The sequence below is a fragment of the Streptomyces sp. NPDC043812 genome (genome assembly GCF_056436245.1).
In genome coordinates, this window is sequence record NZ_JBWKCY010000034.1 from 20,638 (window position 1) to 38,495 (window position 17,858).

Genomic DNA, 17,858 nt, shown 5'->3' on the forward strand with positions numbered 1-17,858 from the left:
AGTCCCCGACGACAATGATCAGTCTTCGACCCGTGCAGATGATTCACCTCGTGAGGGAGGCCCGTGCTGCGGTCGGTCGCTGTGGGCATGCTCGGACCTCGCCCGAGTCTGGGCGCGGCGGAATGAATCAGTGCCGGTCTCGATGATGTTCCCGCCGAAGGTGAGCCGGCCGACGACGGCCGCGCAAAGCCTGCTGTCGGCGTACGGTCTTGGCTCCCGAGCCGAGTGCAGATAGACGTCCCCAATGGTGAGGCCGCCTAGCTCTCTTCCTCTATCGCCTTGAGACGGAGTTCTCAGAGGGAACAGACCGTTGCGTCGGTGGCGGCGCGTGTCAGGTCCGGCTGGCTGAGGACGTCGGTGCTGTCGATGAACTGGTCGACCGTGCCGATCGTCGGCAGGGAACTGATGGCCGGATCGGTGATGCGGGTGCTCAGCGCCGTGGTGAAGCGTTCGGCGTGCAGGACCTGAAATGGTCTGGAGTGGTAGGGCCGCGTTGTGGGGTCGATCGGGTCGGTGAGCCCGAGCTGGTTGTGTGTGGCCGCGACTGCCTCGTAGGCGCGGGCCAAGTGGCGCTCGCGGGTGTGCCAGTCGGTGGCGGCGAGGGCCGCCGTGAGGACCGGGGTGAGGGCGGGTGCCTGAGGAGTGCGGGCGAAGGCGCTGCCGAGCCATTTGCTGTAGGGCGGGTAGCGGCGCTCCATGAGCAGGCAGAGCCGCATCACATCACGTACCAGGCGGGCGGCGACGATAGCGGAGCCGAGTTCGTCGCCCACTTCGCCGCAGCGGCCGACGAAGGCTTCCTCCTGGGAGATGCGCTGCCACTGGCAGGCGAGTAGGTGGAGCCAGAGGTCGTGTGGGTACCAGTCGAGGTTGTCGCGGGCTTGTGCGAGTTGGCCGAGGCCGTCGTGGAAGACGGCACCGGCAGTGACCTCGGCAAGGAGCTGAGCGGGGGTGGCCAGCCAGTCCGCCAGGGTGATGTCCTTACGCGGGTCGAAGCCCAGTTGCGCGGTGAACCAGGCGCCCGGGTCTGTGACTTCGACTCGGTGGTGGACTGGTCCGTCAGTTGTCTGCATGACCCCGATGCCTGCTTCGCCGGTGGGGGCGAAGTGCGTCGGGTAGCCGCGGAAGGTCTTGGGCAAGCGTTCGGAGAGCAGTGCCGTGATCCTCGCGCCGTGGCGCGTGACGTCCCGCGCGTGCAGGAAGATCTGCAGGCGGGGGCCCCACTCGTGGTCGGCGGAGCGGGCGGTGTCGAATCCGAGGACTTCCGAGCCGCTGCCGAGGCGGGCGGCGGAGTGCGTAACCCCGGGGACGGCCTCGTCCAGCAAAGGCCGTACGGCTTCGCGGTAGAAGCGGAGGGAGAGTTCCAGTCCGGGGATGAAGGAGGGAGTGGTCATGCTGGTGAGAGTGCCGGATCGGCGTTTGGCCGATCGAAGGCTTTTCCACGTCCGGCAGGTCGCGGTTGCCTGCGCGTACGGCCCGTCCGATCCGCCAACTGCAGCTAAGGCCATCCGCCGCCCCGGCAACGGCCCGAACTGAGGACAGCGGCCAGCTGGAATTCCCCACGTACCGACAGCTACGGCAGTTGTACTTGGCACTCCTACCGAAATGATCTTCGAGGTGCTTGGATCACTCCGCGGCCGTTGATCTGGGTTGCGGGGTGACTCGGCCGAAGCCGTGCGAAGCCAATCACCGACGCCATCGGCATCCCTCTGGCCGCCACACTGAACGGCGGCAACCGCACCGACGTCACCCACTGATCCCAATGCTTCAGACGGTGCCGCCGGTGCGGGGCAAGCGCGGCCGACCCTGTCGCCGTCCGGGCGTGGTGCTCGGCAACGGGGCGACGACCACGGCAGGTACCGCCGCCTCGCCCGGGATATCGGGGTGAAGCCGCTGATCGCCCGCCGCGGCATCGAGCACGGCTCCGGCCGTAGCGCACAACGCCTCGTCGTGGAGCGCGCGTTCGCTCACCTGCACTGATTCCCCCGCCTGCGGATCCGCAGGGAGGCACGACGAGATCCACGCAGCATTCCTCACCCTCAGATGTGCGCTCATCTGCCGACGGCGACTGCACGCTCTGCCGAGCGGGCGCTGGTCAGCCCTCCCACGCCCACGGTCGCAGCTTCTCCGGGTTGCGGACCGCCCAGATCCGGGTGACGCGCCCGTCGGAGACGTCGAACGAGGCCACGGTCATGACGACGCCGGCACGCTGGGCCACCAGGCCCGGCGCACCATTGACAGACCGCTCCAGGAGTTCGAGCCCCGGAGCCTTGTCGGCGATGGCGACCATGTACTGGGCGATGTGCGCGCCGCCCTCGACCGGGCGAAGGACGGTGCCGACCATGCCGCCGCCGTCGGCGGTCATCACGGCGGTCGGGTTGAGGAGACCGACGAGGGCTGCGATGTCCTTGGTCTCCCATGCCTCTTTGACCTGCCTCACCACGTCGGCCTGGCCGGTCGCTGTCACCGGAGCGCGCGCGACGCCCACCCGCCGCCGGGCGGAGGCAGCCAGCTGCTTGCAGGCCGCAGGGGTCCGGCCGAGAACGTCGGCGATCTCGGCGAACGGGTACCGGAAGACGTCGTGCAGGACGAACGCCACCCGCTCGGCGGGCGTCATCGACTCCAGGACGACGAGGAAGGCCATGGCCACCGACTCGTCCAGGACGATCTGGTCGGCGGGGTCTGCAGGGCCGGTGGGGTCGACGCCGCCCGCGCGGTCCCACTCGGTGCGGTCGGGCAGCGGCTCGGGCAGCCACGCGCCGACATAGCGTTCACGGCGGGCCCGCGCCGAGCCGAGCAGGTCCAGGCAGATGCGGCTGGTCACTGTCGTCAGCCAGGCGCCGGGGGACAGGATCTCCTCCTGCCGGCTTCGTGGCAGGTCGTACCAGCGTGCGTAGGCATCCTGCACGGCGTCCTCGGCCTCGGTCGCTGAACCGAGCAACCGGTAGGCGACATTGATCAGTTGGCGTCGCTCGCCGGCTATCTCATCTGTGCTGGTCCCGACAGTCACCATGCTTCCGGCCGCCCCTCGCCTTACCTTTCGCAGGCCCGTGTCGTCGGGCTGGTGAGACCTTATCGATCTACTGCCCGAGGGTGGAAAAGGGGACTGCGACATGGCCACTCAGGTAAAGGCGACGCCGAACGCACAACGCAGCTCCTCGTTCCTGCAGATCGCGATCGCCCTGCAGACCCTGACCATCTTCCTTCAGGCGGTCTCCGCCGGACTGCTGCTGACCTCGTCCTACGGAGAGACGCTGCACAGCGTCGGAGCCCGTGTGATGTACGGGGCGACGATGCTGTACGTGCTCGCAGCGGTGCTGGCGTGGAAGCCGGGCGGCGGATCGCCCCGGCCTGTCTGGCACGCGTCAGGTTTCCTCGTACTCGCCTCGGTCCAGGTCGTGCTGGGCATCGCGCACGTCCCGTCAGTCCATCTTCCCCTGGGGGTCTTGATGTTCGGTCTGAGTGTGCTGGTGCTGGCCCGGCGCTGAGGCCCGGTACGAGCCGCCAGGATCGACCAACTGGTCCGCTCCTTGCGGATCATCTGATCGTTGGTCTGGGTGTGTCGTTCGCTGATGCCCGGTGGGCACGGATCAAGTAGTTGCTTCAACGCGTCGTCCGGTCCGCGCTCGACGAGCGCGAGGTGATCCGTCGGGCCCTCGCGACGGGCGGCAGGCTCGGCCGGCCGGCGCTGACGCTCGTCGCCGACCTGATCTCCGAGCTTCCCGACAGGCTCCGGAACGGGTCCTTCTGGAGCAGCCCCCGAGCCGGTACGGCGGCGCCGTTCCGTACCGCCGGGGGACTCATGGCACTTGGCCCGGCGCCGTTGGCATGCGGCACTGCGACCCCAAGTACGCGCTCGCCCGCGGCTGCGCCCGTCTGCACATCCCGATCGTCGCCGAACCCCGACGCCATCCCGCGGCTGGACGGACTGCTGGCGGCGCGGCGAGTTCTGGTACGCAGAAACTTCGTGTGTGCTTGTCCACCGTCCGGCATCGACGTGTCCACCTCCACCCTGTACTTGCTGTCCGCCCGCCTGCGCGTCCGCTGCCGCGACCGCGGCACCCGATGGCCCCGGCTGACCGCCGGCCGACCAGGCCCTGCTCGCCCTGGCCCAGCTGACGGCCACACCTACGCCCTCGCCACCGGGTTCGACACGTAGGCCGGCCGTGAGCCGGGTGACCTCGTCCACCGCGAACGCGCCCAGACGGCCGGATCGGTTGCCCTGCGCGCCGGCCAGGTGCGGTGTGATGAGCATCGGCTTCTCAGGGGCAGCCGATTCCACGGCATCCGCACGGCTTCCCGAGAGGCCGTCAACTTGCCTGGGTTGCAAGCCGGTTGTTCGGTGGTCCCGACACCTTGACGGCACTCCGCCGACGTTCCGACAATCGCAGCCACCCACCGCCATCCGGAGGACCGTTGAGTCACGGCCCATCGCGCCACTCCACACTGCTCGCCGCGGCCGGCGGCGCTCGTGCTGCCCGCCATTTGCCCCGTTCGCCCCCCGTCGGGAGCCCGAGCGCGCGGCGCGTGGGCTCGGACATCGGCTCCGGCCACCGCGCTGTCCACGGCTACGTCTTCCAGGGCCGCGGCGAGCGCGTCCGCACCGCCGCGCAGGGCAGCCTCTACCTCCGGTGCTCAGCGATGAGGTCACCCCCGGTGGCGGCCGTACCCCCCGGGGTGGGCTTGCGGCAGTCGTCGACGTTCGTCCCCGCCAGCGTGACGACATGGCAGCACCAGATGAACAAGCCGTTCGGTTACGCGCTGTCCGTGGGTGGCCGCGTCCCCGGGTCCGCTGCCTGCCACGAGTTCCTGGCAGGCCAGGACGTCACGGTGGGCGGCCTCGTCGGTCCAACACGTGGGGCGTCACCTTCGCCTGATCCGCGCACCGGCGGCCTCCAGCGCACTGCGCGACTGGCGCCCGGCCCACCCGGGCGGCGTCCGCGTGTCCGTTTCACCCGAGCCAGCTCCTCCGGAACCAACTCCACAAGGGGGCACATCACATGCGTCTGAGACGCACACTCACCACCCTCGCGGCATGCCTTGGCCTGCTGCTCGGCGCGCTCACCGCGCTGCCGGCCCACGCTGACGGCACCGGGCAGGAGGCGGCCCCGGCCCAGTGGCGCAGCTATTGGATCGACGCCTTCAACGCCGGCATCTACACGCCCGAACAGGTCTCGGCGCTCGTCGAGGACGCGCTCGACGTCAACGCCAACGCACTGATCGTGCAGACGGCTCGCCGCTACGACTGCTTCTGCAACAACGCTCTGTATCCGCGCACCGACGCCGCGATATCCCCGGCGCCCTTCGACCCGCTGGCGGAGATCGTCCGGCAGGGCCACGAGGCCGGACTCCAGGTACACGCTTGGGTCAACGTCAACACCATGTGGAACAGCGCGACGCCGCCACGCTCTCCGGCCCACGTGTTCAACCAGCACGGCCCCAGCGCCACGGGCGCCGAGCGCTGGCTGAACAAGAAGGCCAACGGGCAGGAACTGGTCGGCGCCAACGCCTACGTCGACCCCGGTCACCCCGCCGCAGTCGACTACATGGTCCGCGGCATCCAGAGCATCGTGCGCAACTACGACGTGGACGGCATCAACCTTGACTATGTCCGCTACCCCGACGGCAGCTCCACCACCACGCACAGCGACTGGGGCTACAACGATGTCTCCGTCGCGCGCTTCCAACAGGCCACTGGCCGCACCGATGTGCCGCTGCCGCAAGACGCGGCATGGGGCGCCTGGCGCCGCAGCCAGGTAACCAATCTGGTGCGCAAGATCTACCTGAGTATCTGGGAGGTCGACCCGCAGGCCCGGCTGTCGATGGACGCCATCACCTACGGCCACGGACCGCGGCCGTGGGCGGTTGGGAGGCCACCCGTACCTACGCCGAGGTGCTGCAGGACTGGAGGGGCTGGCTGCGCGAGGGGATCATGGACACCGCGGTAGCCATGAACTACAAGCGCAACTGGAACCCCGACCAGGCGCTGATGTACTCCGAGTGGTCGGAGTTCCTCGCCGACAACCAGGGCGAGCGCCAGGCCGTCAACGGCCCCGCGCTGTACCTGAACGGCGTCGAGGACTCGCTGAGCCAGGTCAGGGAGGCCCTGCGCCCGACGGCGGCGGGCAACACCGCGGCCGGCTGGAGCGGGTACTCGTACGCCAACCCCACCTTGGACGTGGCGGCCAACGGCCTGCCCGCGGAGCGAGCCAAGCTGGTGACCGCGCTGACACAGGGCGAGGATGCGCCGTTCAAGGACGACGCTGTGGTGCCGGCCATGCCGTGGAAGGCGGCGCCCAAGGACGGCCACGTGACCGGTTCGCTCAAGGTCCGCGGCGGCGGCGTGCTGGACCAGGTGCCGGTGACACTGAAGCCGTTCGCCGGGGGCGGGAAGAAGGTCACCCAAATCAGCAATGGCTCGGGCTGGTTCGGCTTCGCACACGTCGTCCCGGGGCTGTACCTGCTGTCGGTGGACCTTCCGGACGGCGTGGTCGGGATGCCGGTGACCGCGGTGAGGGTGACGAAGGGCGGCATCGCGAAGGCCCCGCTGCCTCCGTACGTGGCACTGCCCCAGCGATAGGGAGGCAACGGCCGGTGGATCACGTCCATCCGTCGAGTTGGTGGTTCCACCGGCCAGGTGTCCCGCTGGGTAGCGGCGGTTCCTCGGGAGAGAGATCCCGATCAAGCGGTAGGGGTGCCTTCCTGTTGGTCGGGGCGGGGCAGTCGCTACTCGACTGGCCGGGTTGTGCGGCGATTTGCTGCTCCAGGCCATCGAGGAGCGCACGATGCGCTGGAAGAAGTTGCAGCCGCGCCCTGGCCGGGCCAGGGCCGTACCTGATGGGCCCGTGAGGGGCCCGAAAAGGCCTGGTCAGGGCAGGGGCAAGACACCCGACCGACCGCTCACCTGATGGAAAGAACGACATGAACGTCACCGACCGCCACGTGGTCATCACCGGTGCGGGCCGTGACTTCGGCCGCGCGCTCGCCCACCACTTCGCCGGCCTCGGCGCCGAACTCTTCCTCGCCGCACGTAGTCTGGAAGCGGCCGAACGCACCCGCAGCGAGATTCGCGACCGTGGCCACGACCGCGTGTACGCCTTCGCCTGTGACCTCGCCGACCCCGCCTCGATCCGCGAGTTCGCCGCGGCGGTCGGCCGCCGCACCGACCGCATCGACGTCCTCGTGAACAACGGCGCCCGCTGGCTGGAGGGCCCGGACCTCCTCTCGGCCTCCGACGAGGACGTGGCCGACACGCTCGCCGCGGGCAGCACCGGCACCATCCTCGTGACGAAGAACCTCCTGCCGCTGCTGCTCGCCTCAGACCACGCCGACGTGGTCACGAAGGTCTCCGTCTGCGGTGTTCCCGGAGCCAACCACCCCGTGGCACACGAGGCCTACTACGCGGCCAAGCACGGCCAGAGAGGCTTCGCCGAAGCGCTCTCGCGCCGTCTGCGCCCCCAGGGTGTCCGGGTGATCTCCCTGTTCCCGCCGGATTTCGACAGCAGCCGCAACCCGCTGTCCCCGGAGTGGGAGGCCACCCCGCGCGGAGCTCAGGACCCGCTCGCGGCACAGTCGGTGATCGACTGCATCACCTTCGCGATCCAGCAGCCGCGCGACTGCTACCTCAACGCCTTCCACTTCGAGTCCCTTTCGAGTCCCTGAACCCCTCCGCCACGGCCGGCGGCACGTCGTCGGTCTGAGCGGTCCTGCCCCATCCACAGTGCCGCGTCGACGGGCGAGCCCGCCGGGCCAGTGGGCTCCTGCGGCGGTGTGCCCTGGACGGAAGCATGGACGGAGGACTGGACACCGAGACCGAAACCCTCAGGGTGCTGACCCACTCCACATGGTGCCCGTGGTCCACGCTGAGCTCCTGGACGCAGCGGCGGAAGCTGTCCGGGAGCACTTGGCGGTGCGGGGCGGCCAGATCTCAGCAACGGTCGTCCGCCCGCTGAAGGACGCGGGGATTACCCGTCACCCATCGCTGGACGGTCCGCTGGGACACGCTTTAACGGAGCCACCTGCCGGGTAAAACCCCGCTCCCAGCGCAGCAAGGCCTTCGGCTGGGCCGCCGTGGTCGAGGGCACCGGCTGCGTGTACAGAAGCCGTTCCAGCCCATCGCCTATCTCCCGTGCGATCCCACCAGCTCCTTCGACACAGCATCCCGAGTCCTGCCGGTCCACAACTCCCATGACCGGCCCCGCAGGAACGGCTGTATCCGACATGCGGCTGACGCCGGGATCCAGCAAGCAAGCCGGAGCCAAAACCGGCTGCAAAAGGCGGAGAACCACTGCGAGGATCCAGACATGCCGAGCCCCACCGCGGAAGAACTCCTTGCCAATGTTCACGGACTGACCCCCGAACGCGCGCAACAGATCGGCGATCAGATCGATGAATGCAGACGACTGCTGAACACCGATGCCGACATGGACTCCGTCCAGCAGCATCTGAAAGATGAAGGCGTCAGCATCATCTACGCGATACTGATCACCACCAGACTGCTGGAGGACCACCCGAGCAGACTGCGCGCAGCACGAGAGATCGTGGAGTGCAGCCCAGCCCGTACACACACCACCTGAGCGGGACTCTGCGCTGCCACAGTGTGCTCCACGGCGCGTTCCACCAGGCGTACAGGGCCCTCAGGGTGGCTGCTTGATGCGAGGGTGATCGCACCCTCCGCATCAACCAGGGACTGCAGCTCCGTGAGGACCCGCTGCCAGGTGCCGTCCCGCTGCCATCGACGGAACAGGTCGTAGATCCGGCCCCACGGCCCGTACTCAACAGGGACGTCCCTCCATGGAACACCGGTACGGACCCGGAACGTATGCCGTCGATGAGCTGCCGCCGGGACCAGATGGGCGGCCGCCCTGCCTTCCTCCTCTTCGGCAACAACGGCTCCAACACCGCCCACACTGTGCATCCGTGAGATCTCCCCGCGCCATGAACCGTGATCATTGATCACTAAAATCCACTTTCGATACACGCCCTGGTACTCCGGTGCGACTTCGTGATTTCACGTCCCGTGGGGCTCGCGTCGTATCTACCGGGCGGTGTCCTGCCCGATCGCGCGGAGGACATCGGCAAGCCAGACCAGGTGGTGGCCCACGGCCCGGTCCGGGTCGGCGAGTAGGTCCTCAAGGTGCTGCCATGATTCGGAGAGCTGACCGATCGTGATCGTTCTCGGTTCGTTGGGGACGTCGTAGAGTTCGTCGCCCGGAACAGACCAGAAGTAGTCGCGTTCGAGCGCCACTGTGCTGCCGGCTGACGCTTCGATGTGTTGCAGTGCCAGCTCGAAGGCGTGCCGGAGCTGGTCAAGCGGGATCTGCAGAGGTTCGCTGTCCATGCGCTCATCTTGTCGATCAGGGGCCGTCGGGCTGAAGCAAGGAGTTGGGCACTGCCCTGGACCCGGCCGGGAGCGGAAGCGGCCACCGCGTGATCATCAGGGGCTGTGTGGACGCCTGAAGATCGTGCGGTGGCCGCGGGCCATAGCGTAGACCCTGCCCGCTGGCGGGCGACGCTCCCCGCCAGCTGGCGCCATTGCGTGGACTGCGGCCCGGCGCGGGGCCTATGCCAACGACCAGGGCGCGCACACGTCCCTGGTCGCGGTCACCGCCCGCACCAACCGGTCCAAGGCCGATCAGGATCCGGCCCAGTGGCTTCCGCCGGCCGCCGATCAGCACTGCCGCTACATCGCCGAGTGGATCTCCTACGCATGTTGGGTGCTGACTGCACGTCAGGTTCTGTTCGACCAGGTAGGCGGCGAAATCAGGGCGAGCGGGCGATGTCCGGACGTGGCGGCCAGGCCACCCAGGGCAGCGTCGGGAAGCTAGCTGGCGGCGCGTCGGCCAGGCGGGAGCGAAGGCGGGCAGCGGCTTCCGGCGGGCGGCAGACGTCGGCGCTGCGACGGCTGGCGCCGCCGACCGCCCTCGGGCGGCTCGATGAGTCCCAGAGCACAGAGCAGGGCCCGTACGACATTGTGAGGAGTAGCGCATGGCAGGAAGCCGGAAAGCTTGTGTCCCTGACGCTTTGCCCAACGTGACGGAGATCCGCGTGCACGGGGTCAGCGGAACGCCGGCGGAGAGTCTCCTGGAGATCTCGGATCTTCGGCGGGTCGACGGCGACGACGTCGCACGCTTCATGCGGCGTTCCAACCCACCGCAGGAACCACTGGTGAGGGAGGCTTTCCACTGGGGAAAGATGACTTCCGGTTCCGTCTCGAAGGCCATGTGGCTGCTGCTCGTACCGTTCGGGCTGGTCAATCTGGCCCGCTTCACCCTGCCCATGGCCGTTGAGACGCCTGGAGTAGCCACGACGGAGGTCCACCGCTGGGCGCGTGTGACGGCTGACGCGGTACTGCGCACGCTTGGTCTCGTGCTGACTCTCCTGCTCGTCGCCGGGGTCGCCTTCGTCTCGCTGGACCTGGTCGCGTGGCAGTGCGGAAACAGCATTCGCTGCGCCGCCGACAACACCTGGCTTCCCTTCTCCGACACGCAGCCACTCGACTGGTGGCAGCGCCTGACGATGGGTGTCGTGCCACCTGCCGTTCTGATCATCCTGCTGGTCTGGTTCGGCCGGCAGGTGGACCTCTACCCGCCGCCCCGGGAACTGTCGGCGCCTGGCGCAGAGGAGCCGGCACTGGGGGAGTGGAAGGACGGGGTAGGAGCTCTCGGGCAGGAGAACTTCTGGGCCCTGTCGGCGCGTTCTCCTATGCTGCGGCTCTTTCACTCGACTGCCTGTATCGCTCTGCTGTCCTTGCTCGTCGCCTTCGCCACGATTAGACCGGCTGACGACCTGAGCGGCGGAGCGAGCTGGGTGGACGAGGCCCTCTGGGCACTGTTCGGTGCTGCTGCGCTGATCGTCCTGCTCTGCGCTGTCTGGACAGCGTGGGGCCTGCACCCCAAGGGCGACCGCCTCCGAGCCGACGACAAAGGCAGGGACGCCATTCGCATCCCTGCGCCATTTCGGGCGATGCGCTGGGGCGCATGGGGCATCCTGCTCGCCGTAGTGGTCATCGTCGCCTGGCCCGGTCCGCGCTACTCGCCGCCGGGCACAGACGTGCTGCCTGTGAACCTGAGCGGCTTCGCGTCGGCGCTCAACGTTCTGTACGCGGCCACCGCGGTGCTGCTGATCATGCTGTGCGCTGTCGTCCTTCTGCTGAGCCGGCTCATTCCCGACTCCGCCACGACGCCGTACTTCCGGCGGATGTGGGGCGGCGGGGCCTGCCCCGCGCTCGCAGCGTTGGCTGTTCTCCTGGCAACGGGTTTCACAGCAGGCTTCGCGATCCAGATGTCCAGACTCCTGGGCGATCTTCTACAGACGAGGGAGACACCCGGCCAGGACGGGGAGACGCGGATGGTCCTTCCCGACGTCTTCCACCTCACCGCCCTGCTCTGGGCCGCGTTGGTGATTGCCGCCGTGGTCTGCTGCCTCTGCCTCGGGGTCTGGTATCTCCGTCCGAAGCTGAGCCGCGGCCCGCTCAAGGACCGCGTGCGCGACGACTACAACGACGTCCCCCCGGCAGCGCTCCCCGAGCGGACCGTGGCGAAGATCGCCAGGGCATGGCAGACGGGATCTTTGAAACTGCGGCTGCCCTCCGTCCTGGCGGTTCTGTCGATCTGCAGTATGGCCATCTCGATCGCCCAGGGCGTTTTCGCCGGGCATGCGCTGTGGACACGGTCGGACGCGTGGTTCCAGGGGCTGCAGGACCAGGTCTACGGCCGTGTTCTGTTTAACGTGAGGTGGTTCGGGCTTGCCGATGATTTGGGAGCCTGGGCACTGACCGTGCTGGCAGCCGGACTGGCCTTTGCCGGCATGAGCGCCTTCCGTAACCCGAAGTGGCGCAGCACTGTAGGCGTGGTGTGGGACCTGCTGGCATTCTGGCCGCGTCTGACCCACCCCATCGTGCCTCCCCCGTACGGAGGACGGGCCGTACTGGCACTGACCAGACGGATCCAGACCAAGACAGCCAGCGGCGTCGTCGTACTCTCCGGACACAGCCAGGGCAGTGTTATCTGCCTGGCGGCCGTTCTTCGGCTGGCCGCCAGAGCCGCGCAGCCGACAGGGGAGAAGCAGCCGCCGTCCCTGGCCCGGGTAGCTCTGCTGACACATGGCTCGCAGCTGCTGTGGGCGTACTCACGGCTGTTCCCCGCCTATATGGGACAGCGCTTCCTGAAGGACGTCTACGAGCAGGAACTGAAAGATCGTTGGCTCAACCTCCACCGCTGGAGCGACTACATCGGCGCTCCCGTTCTCGCTCACCCGGCCACGGGACGACGGCTGCGGCCGACCCTGGACGAGCCCTGGGTGACGATCGACGGGGGTACGCCCACCATCCAGCGGTACGGAACGTCCATCGGCCTTCACATCTGGTACCGCGCCATCGGTCCGGAAATTCAGCTGCGCGATCCACACCGGGTGGTCGGCCTCTACGACCACCCAGTTTCGCCGCTGTTGGCCCACAGCTCCTACTACGCCGATCCGGCCTATGACGAAATGGTCAGACGACTGGTCACCCGGCTCACCTGAGCCCGTCAGCGGCGAGTCCGAAAGCCTGCATCCACGCCCAGGACATTGCACGGCCGTAACCACGCGGGCGGTCGGCAGCTACTTCCGGCGCCGGCTGGTGACCCGGGCCCCCCGGGCTTCCGCGCCGCCGCGCCGTGAAACAGCGCGTTGCGGGCCGCTCTCGCGAAAGTCGGCAATCCTTGTACGGCCATGTGGATGCTGCTCTTGGCCGTCGTGGTGCTCGCTGCCGCGAACGCGCTCAACGACCTGCTCGCGCCCGGTTGGTACGTGCCGGTCTGCGTAGCAGCGGCAGTGCTGCTTGTGCTGATCGCCCGCCGGTCCGGCCTCACTTGGGACGACCTGGGGCTCGGCAGGGCAGCGGCCCCCCGTGGTCTGCGCTGGGGGCTGGTCCTGATCGGCGCCGTTCTCGTGGTCTATCTGGTGGGCCTGGCACTGCCGATCACCCGGGAGGCATTCCAGGACGAGCGTGCCGCGGGCCTGTCTCCCGAAGCATTGGTGTACCGCGTACTGGTCCGCGTACCGCTCGGCACGGTACTGCTTGAGGAGATCGCATTCCGCAGCGTGCTGTGGGCCATGGTCTGGCGACGGTGGGGGCCTGCATGGGCCACCGTCGTTTCCTCGGTGCTCTTCGGGCTCTGGCACGTACAGCCCGCACGTGGGCTCACACGCGCGAACGCGGCGGCCCAAGCGATCTTCGGAGCCGGCCAGCTCGGCGTCGTCCTGTCCGTGACGGCGGCGGTCGTCGGCACCGCCCTCGCCGGTGTGCTTCTCTGCGAGCTCCGCCGCCGCTCCGGCAGCCTCATCCCACCCGTGGCGCTGCACTGCGCCCTCAACAGTGCGGGCTACGCACTCGCCTGGGCTGCGAGTCGCTGGTGGGGCTGATTGGCGTACGTCGCACCACTGCTCGCTCTCCAGGAGACACCGGACGACCCATCTGACGGCTGAGTGGGCTGCCAATGAACGCGCCGTTGAACATAGAGTCTTCGCCATCTTCGAACATGCAGGTCGGAGGCTCTGGCGTGGCGCTCGCTCGGGATACTCATGCTGATCTCGGGCGGGAGTCTGCGGTCTTGATCATCCGTCATGTCATCGGTCGAGGCTGTCACATTTGGGTCATTGAACCCAACCCAGCCGGCCGGGTTGTTAATGTCAAACAGCCGCTCGCGGCGGCGCGGCCCGAAGGGCACATCAGCCCCCAGCGTCATCTCCCGGTGCGGTACGCTCTCGCGGCCCACGGCCGGCGACGGCGTCCGCGAGGGTCGCAGCCAGGTCTCCGTCGTATGTAGTGTGCGGAAATGACAAGAAGCGAGCGAATCGCGGACCAGCTGGACCGGCACTGGCACAAGAACCTGCGGCCGCGATTGCACGGTCTTGCCGATGAGGAGTACTTCTGGGAGCCGGTGCGTGGCTGCTGGAGCATTCGCCCACGTGGCACGTCGGCCGCACCGATGTCGGCAGGTTCGGGGGAATGGACGATGGACTTCGCGTCCCCTGACCCGGTGCCGGCGCCGGTGACCACGATTGCCTGGCGGCTGGCGCACATCATCGTCTCCTGCCTGGGCTATCGGGTCGGATGGCACTTCGGCGGCCAGGACGTCGACTCCCAGGCATTCGCCTACGCGGGGACCGCTGACGAGGCGCTGAAACAGCTCGATGAGATGTATGGGAGATGGAACGCGGGGGTCCGCGAGCTCTCGGACGCTGACCTGGAGAATCCGCCCACGGTGGGTCCCGAGCGGTTTCCCATGGAGGGCATCGTCCTGCACGTCAACAGGGAGCTGATCCATCACGGCGCCGAGATTTCCCTGCTGCGCGACCTCTACCGCTGGCAGGACGGAGCCGTACCGCGCCGAACATGACTTTCCGGTAACCGGCGATCGAGCTTCGGAAACCTACGTGGACTCCGTGACGCTCCGTGGCTGCGAGCTTCAGGCGCCGCAGTCCCGGCCAAGGCCAGGACTCATGACTCTTCTCAGAGTCTCGACCAGCAGACCCAATCCACCAGCCGGGCCGTCGTGTTGGAGCACGTCGGCGCCGCCCGGGATAGACCACCCCATCCGTTAGCGGGGTGGCCGGTCCGGGCCGCGCGGGCCCGATGGTCAAAGGAAGACACATGTCTCGCAATCAGCGCCGCCTTCTGACAGCACGACAGTGACAACGGCTGCGGGCGCCTTGCCCGCGCCCAACGGCCCTCTGGCGGCCCTGGCCTGGAGCCAGCAGGCCGTCGTCGGGGGAGCCCAGCGCTCCCGCGCGAGGCGGTGCCGGCAGTAGCTGACTCAGCTCCCCAGCAGCAGCTACTGCCGGCACGCTGACGGCTTGCGCAACCTCACGATCAACATCGCCGCCGGTCTCACCGGCGCCGTGGGCGGTCTTCTCGTCGTACCCGCCGGACTCCGGGCGCTCTTCCTGATCAACGCCGCAGCGTGCGCCGTCTTCGGCCTTCTCGCTCTGCTCGTCGTGCGCCCACAGGCTCCACGCAGCTCGGCCCGGACCTCGCCCACTCGGTGCGCTGGAACCGTGACCGGCACGAGCACCCGACGCGAGCACCTCAGCCGTGACACCCTCGCGACAGTCAGGGACCACTGACCCAGCCACGGGCTCTTTCACCGCGGCCGGCCGCACCGCCTCTTCGGTCACAGAACCCACGGCCAGGGCTTCGGTCAGCTCCGCGAGCGCGACTCCTGCCGTCGCACGGAAATCCCCCTGAGCGGGATCAGGTGAGGTTGACCTCGAGCACCCTGTCCGCGTCCTTGCCGGCCTTGTCGGTGGTGATCCACAACTTGCTCCGACCAGGCACCTTCTCGGCGAGACGCATCCGGCCGTAGACGCCTGCGTAGTAGGCGACGGGGGTCCCAATGGCGGTGCCTGCTACTGGGACGCGCCACAGCCGCGCACCACGCAGAGCCGCGATGTACAGGGAGCCGTCGGCATAGGTGAGGCCGCTCGGCACGGCATCGACAGGGCGCCACTGATGCTTGGGGTGGGTCATGCCTGCGACAGAGCAGGCGCCCTCGCAGGTGGGCCAGCCGTAGTTCTTGCCCGGCTCGATGAGGTTCAGCTCGTCGTAACCGTCCGCGCCGATCTCGGTCTCCCACAGATGGCCCTCCTCGTCCCAGGTGATGCCCTGCGGGTTGCGGTGGCCGTAGGAGTAGACGAGGGTGCCGAACGGATTGCCAGGGGCAGGCTTGCCCTCGGTGGTCATGCGCAGGATCTTTCCGTTCAGGGAACCCTTGTCCTGCGCGTCGCTGGGCGTCGATGCCTGGCCGGTGGTGGCGTAGAGGTAGCCGTCCGGGCCGAACTTGATACGTCCGCCGTTCGTCCCGCCCCTCTTGATGCCGGTGACGAGTGTCGTGTAGTTGCTGAGCGTGGAGCCGTCGAAGGTCATTCGGGCGATCCTGTTGCCCTCCTCGGCCGCGTGGTAGATGTAGATGTGGTGGTCCTGGCTCCAGTTGGGCGACACGGCGATGCTGCGCAGGCCGCTCTCGGGCATGCTGTTCACTGTGTACGGCACGGTTCCGACCAGGGTCTTGACACCGGACCGGGTGAGCCTGAAGACCTGGAACGAGTCGCGCTCATCGATCAGCGCGGAGCCGTCGGGCAGCCAGCTCAGGCCCCAGGGAATGTTCCATCCGGACGAGATGACTCTGACATGGGACGGCACCTGCGCAGCGCCGGCGCCGGAAGGGACCGGCGAGGCACTGCCGGCCCCGGCGAACGGCACCACCAGTGCCACCGCGACCGCCACGGCGCGAACGGTCCTGGACCGGAACAAACGGGGGATGGACACTGCACAACCTCCTGCAAAACGTAGTGACCGCCATGCTCTGCTTCTGATCCGCTCCCGGAGCCAGGCACCCGCAAGCTCGGGAAACCGGTGCCGGCGAAGGATCACGCTGTCGGCATCGCGGGAGCGGATCACCGGAATCACGGCGTCCGCGTAGCTCTTGATTGGTTCTCAGCTCACCAGGTGGAGTTCGACTGAACGGATTTCCTGATTCTTCGCACAGTTGCGTACCGCAGACGCGAACCCGACTGCGTGGGAATTCCGCGAGCGAGGCACGGCGGGGCCCCCGGTTCCTCGGATGGCGATCGGTACGTGATCACCGGCCAGTATCGCGAGATATGCCGGTTCAGGTGATGGGCCCCGATCTGTGTAACCCGAGCGGCTGGGATATTCACCCTCACGGCCTGGCGGCCCGGGCCCGGGTGTGCTGACTGTCGCCAGTCCCCCTTCAGTTGGAACACTCGTGACACATATCCTTGCGCCGCCTGCAATTGCGCGACGCGGTACCGAGTACGGCTCCGGTCCCGGAACATAGCGTTGGGTCGTTGAGCGCGCCTTCGCCCTCTTTCCCGTTCTGCCGCCCGGCTGCGGATCCGCTGGCGGTTCTGCGACGACATCCACGAAGCCGTCCCACCTTCGAATACGCACCCATCTGCCGGCACCGCTGGGCCGCAGTTCAACGCCGCTACTCGAAGAGGTTCAGTAACAGCGGTCCCGGGCGGAGGTCCGTTCATATGTGAGTAGCTGTGCCGGGATGGATTGTGTTGGAGGCGGACACGAGCCCGTCCACCCCCAAACTCGGCACAGTCATCGCTCTGACGAAGTCGAACACGCCGTTGACGCCGCTCAGCACCCTGACGTCGGCCGGGCTGCTGCTCGTCCACCTGTCTCTCACTGTCTCGTCCACCGACAAGGCCACTCAGCAGGAGACCGTCCTCGGGTCCACGGACCCGACGAAGTACGCCACGCTGACGTCGGAAAACGTCAAGGACTTCCCCCGGTCAACCAGCCCTGGACGCTGCAGGAGCCGGTCACCCTGTATACGCCCGGTGGCAGCGCCGCCCAGAGCTCGCCAGTAGTCGGCACACTGGACAGCTTCAACGCGATCGTCAACCAGGCCTCGTAACGGCCGCCCCGGAGATGGGCGAGGTGAACGTCGCGCAGTAGGCGAATGCAGTGCTCGTCACGAACAGCCCACTGCCGCCGCCTGCCAGAGCTGCCGGCGATCTGAGCGCCGTACTTGGCCAGAGTGGCCAAGTACGGCGCTCAGTCACAGCCGGTTGTGGCCGAGCGCTGTAGATGGCCCCTGAGCGCTCTAGTTGGCCGCCTTACGTTCCTGGGGCGGGATGGTCGAGTCAGTCAGCGGCGCCCGTCCGCTCCCCTCCTCTTCCGCAGCGCCCCCGGCCGACCGGCCGGGGGCGCTGTCGCGTGCGTGCGCGGTCGTGGGTGAAGGGGGTGTCCTGAGTGCACGCTCCAACCGGCCCGCCGATCTTCTTGAGCGTTCGCTCAAACTGGGCTACCTTGCGGTTTGAGCGAACGCTCAAAACTGTGGGAA

The 17,858-nt window shown here is 67.9% G+C and carries 13 protein-coding genes and 5 pseudogenes; 11 read left to right on the forward strand and 7 right to left on the reverse strand.

Annotation, left to right across the window (positions count from 1 at the left end):
* Positions 1 to 18 precede the first annotated feature (18 nt).
* Positions 19 to 198: pseudogene (locus AC067Z_RS34025) on the reverse strand (hypothetical protein); the annotation flags it as partial.
* A gap of 95 nt (positions 199 to 293) precedes the next feature.
* A complete protein-coding gene (locus tag AC067Z_RS34030; protein ID WP_478793504.1) occupies positions 294 to 1,391 on the reverse strand; it encodes a DUF4037 domain-containing protein in 1,098 nt (365 codons plus the stop codon).
* 291 nt (positions 1,392 to 1,682) lie between these two features.
* Here AC067Z_RS34030 and AC067Z_RS34035 point away from each other — a divergent pair.
* Positions 1,683 to 2,074, forward strand: a pseudogene (locus AC067Z_RS34035) (IS5/IS1182 family transposase); the annotation flags it as partial.
* Positions 2,075 to 2,092: 18 nt separating this feature from the next.
* Here the strand turns inward: AC067Z_RS34035 and sigJ are convergent.
* Positions 2,093 to 3,010: an RNA polymerase sigma factor SigJ gene (sigJ, locus tag AC067Z_RS34040; protein ID WP_478793505.1), complete on the reverse strand. Its 918-nt coding sequence runs from the start codon at positions 3,008 to 3,010 to the stop codon at positions 2,093 to 2,095.
* Positions 3,011 to 3,110: 100 nt separating this feature from the next.
* On the opposite strand from sigJ, the gene AC067Z_RS34045 reads away from it, so the two are divergent.
* The 5 genes and pseudogenes from AC067Z_RS34045 to AC067Z_RS34065 all read left to right on the forward strand — a co-directional run bounded on the left by AC067Z_RS34045 (position 3,111) and on the right by AC067Z_RS34065 (position 7,659).
* On the forward strand, positions 3,111 to 3,485 hold the full coding sequence (locus AC067Z_RS34045; protein WP_478793506.1) for a hypothetical protein: 375 nt from the start codon (positions 3,111 to 3,113) through the stop codon (positions 3,483 to 3,485).
* A 479-nt stretch (positions 3,486 to 3,964) separates the two neighbouring features.
* Positions 3,965 to 4,147 (forward strand): annotated as a pseudogene (locus tag AC067Z_RS34050) (IS5/IS1182 family transposase); the annotation flags it as partial.
* 850 nt (positions 4,148 to 4,997) lie between these two features.
* Positions 4,998 to 5,945 carry a glycoside hydrolase family 10-like protein gene (locus tag AC067Z_RS34055; RefSeq protein WP_478793507.1) on the forward strand — a complete coding sequence of 316 codons (948 nt, stop codon included), beginning with the start codon at positions 4,998 to 5,000 and terminating at the stop codon, positions 5,943 to 5,945.
* The gene (locus tag AC067Z_RS34060) at positions 5,930 to 6,577 is read left to right on the forward strand and encodes a hypothetical protein (RefSeq protein WP_478793508.1); all 648 of its coding nucleotides are present in this window, start codon (positions 5,930 to 5,932) and stop codon (positions 6,575 to 6,577) included. The genes AC067Z_RS34055 and AC067Z_RS34060 overlap by 16 nt, the downstream gene beginning before the upstream one ends.
* A 341-nt stretch (positions 6,578 to 6,918) precedes the next feature.
* A complete protein-coding gene (locus tag AC067Z_RS34065) occupies positions 6,919 to 7,659 on the forward strand; it encodes an SDR family oxidoreductase (RefSeq protein WP_478793509.1) in 741 nt (246 codons plus the stop codon).
* 302 nt (positions 7,660 to 7,961) lie between these two features.
* Here AC067Z_RS34065 and AC067Z_RS34070 read toward each other — a convergent pair whose 3' ends face one another.
* The 3 genes and pseudogenes from AC067Z_RS34070 to AC067Z_RS34080 all read right to left on the reverse strand — a co-directional run bounded on the left by AC067Z_RS34070 (position 7,962) and on the right by AC067Z_RS34080 (position 9,337).
* Positions 7,962 to 8,507: a hypothetical protein gene (locus AC067Z_RS34070; RefSeq protein ID WP_478793510.1), complete on the reverse strand. Its 546-nt coding sequence runs from the start codon at positions 8,505 to 8,507 to the stop codon at positions 7,962 to 7,964.
* 149 nt (positions 8,508 to 8,656) lie between these two features.
* A pseudogene (locus AC067Z_RS34075) lies at positions 8,657 to 8,936 on the reverse strand (transposase); the annotation flags it as partial.
* Between the two features lie 98 nt (positions 8,937 to 9,034).
* Positions 9,035 to 9,337 (reverse strand): hypothetical protein, encoded by a 303-nt coding sequence (locus AC067Z_RS34080; protein WP_478793511.1) that lies wholly within the window; start codon positions 9,335 to 9,337, stop codon positions 9,035 to 9,037.
* A 184-nt stretch (positions 9,338 to 9,521) separates the two neighbouring features.
* On the opposite strand from AC067Z_RS34080, the pseudogene AC067Z_RS34085 reads away from it, so the two are divergent.
* The 5 genes and pseudogenes from AC067Z_RS34085 to AC067Z_RS34105 all read left to right on the forward strand — a co-directional run.
* Positions 9,522 to 9,824: pseudogene (locus AC067Z_RS34085) on the forward strand (HNH endonuclease); the annotation flags it as partial.
* A 205-nt stretch (positions 9,825 to 10,029) separates the two neighbouring features.
* Positions 10,030 to 12,519, forward strand: coding sequence for a hypothetical protein (locus AC067Z_RS34090; RefSeq protein ID WP_478793512.1), 2,490 nt, complete (start codon positions 10,030 to 10,032; stop codon positions 12,517 to 12,519).
* A 195-nt stretch (positions 12,520 to 12,714) separates the two neighbouring features.
* Positions 12,715 to 13,401: a lysostaphin resistance A-like protein gene (locus AC067Z_RS34095; RefSeq protein ID WP_478793513.1), complete on the forward strand. Its 687-nt coding sequence runs from the start codon at positions 12,715 to 12,717 to the stop codon at positions 13,399 to 13,401.
* A 413-nt stretch (positions 13,402 to 13,814) separates the two neighbouring features.
* Positions 13,815 to 14,378: a DinB family protein gene (locus AC067Z_RS34100; protein ID WP_478793514.1), complete on the forward strand. Its 564-nt coding sequence runs from the start codon at positions 13,815 to 13,817 to the stop codon at positions 14,376 to 14,378.
* Between the two features lie 457 nt (positions 14,379 to 14,835).
* A complete protein-coding gene (locus AC067Z_RS34105) occupies positions 14,836 to 15,105 on the forward strand; it encodes a hypothetical protein (protein ID WP_478793515.1) in 270 nt (89 codons plus the stop codon).
* Positions 15,106 to 15,232: 127 nt separating this feature from the next.
* Here the strand turns inward: AC067Z_RS34105 and AC067Z_RS34110 are convergent, their stop codons facing one another.
* On the reverse strand, positions 15,233 to 16,306 hold the full coding sequence (locus tag AC067Z_RS34110) for a PQQ-dependent sugar dehydrogenase (RefSeq protein WP_478793516.1): 1,074 nt from the start codon (positions 16,304 to 16,306) through the stop codon (positions 15,233 to 15,235).
* Positions 16,307 to 17,858: the final 1,552 nt, after the last annotated feature.

Bases quoted from the DNA above. Each gene is read 5' to 3' on its own strand.
- AC067Z_RS34030 (WP_478793504.1), bottom strand. From the start codon at position 1,391: ATGACCACTCCCTCCTTCATCCCCGGACTGGAACTCTCCCTCCGCTTC.
- sigJ (WP_478793505.1), bottom strand. From the start codon at position 3,010: ATGGTGACTGTCGGGACCAGCACAGATGAGATAGCCGGCGAGCGACGC.
- AC067Z_RS34045 (WP_478793506.1), top strand. From the start codon at position 3,111: ATGGCCACTCAGGTAAAGGCGACGCCGAACGCACAACGCAGCTCCTCG.
- AC067Z_RS34055 (WP_478793507.1), top strand. From the start codon at position 4,998: ATGCGTCTGAGACGCACACTCACCACCCTCGCGGCATGCCTTGGCCTG.
- AC067Z_RS34060 (WP_478793508.1), top strand. From the start codon at position 5,930: ATGGACACCGCGGTAGCCATGAACTACAAGCGCAACTGGAACCCCGAC.
- AC067Z_RS34065 (WP_478793509.1), top strand. From the start codon at position 6,919: ATGAACGTCACCGACCGCCACGTGGTCATCACCGGTGCGGGCCGTGAC.
- AC067Z_RS34080 (WP_478793511.1), bottom strand. From the start codon at position 9,337: ATGGACAGCGAACCTCTGCAGATCCCGCTTGACCAGCTCCGGCACGCC.
- AC067Z_RS34095 (WP_478793513.1), top strand. From the start codon at position 12,715: ATGCTGCTCTTGGCCGTCGTGGTGCTCGCTGCCGCGAACGCGCTCAAC.
- AC067Z_RS34100 (WP_478793514.1), top strand. From the start codon at position 13,815: ATGACAAGAAGCGAGCGAATCGCGGACCAGCTGGACCGGCACTGGCAC.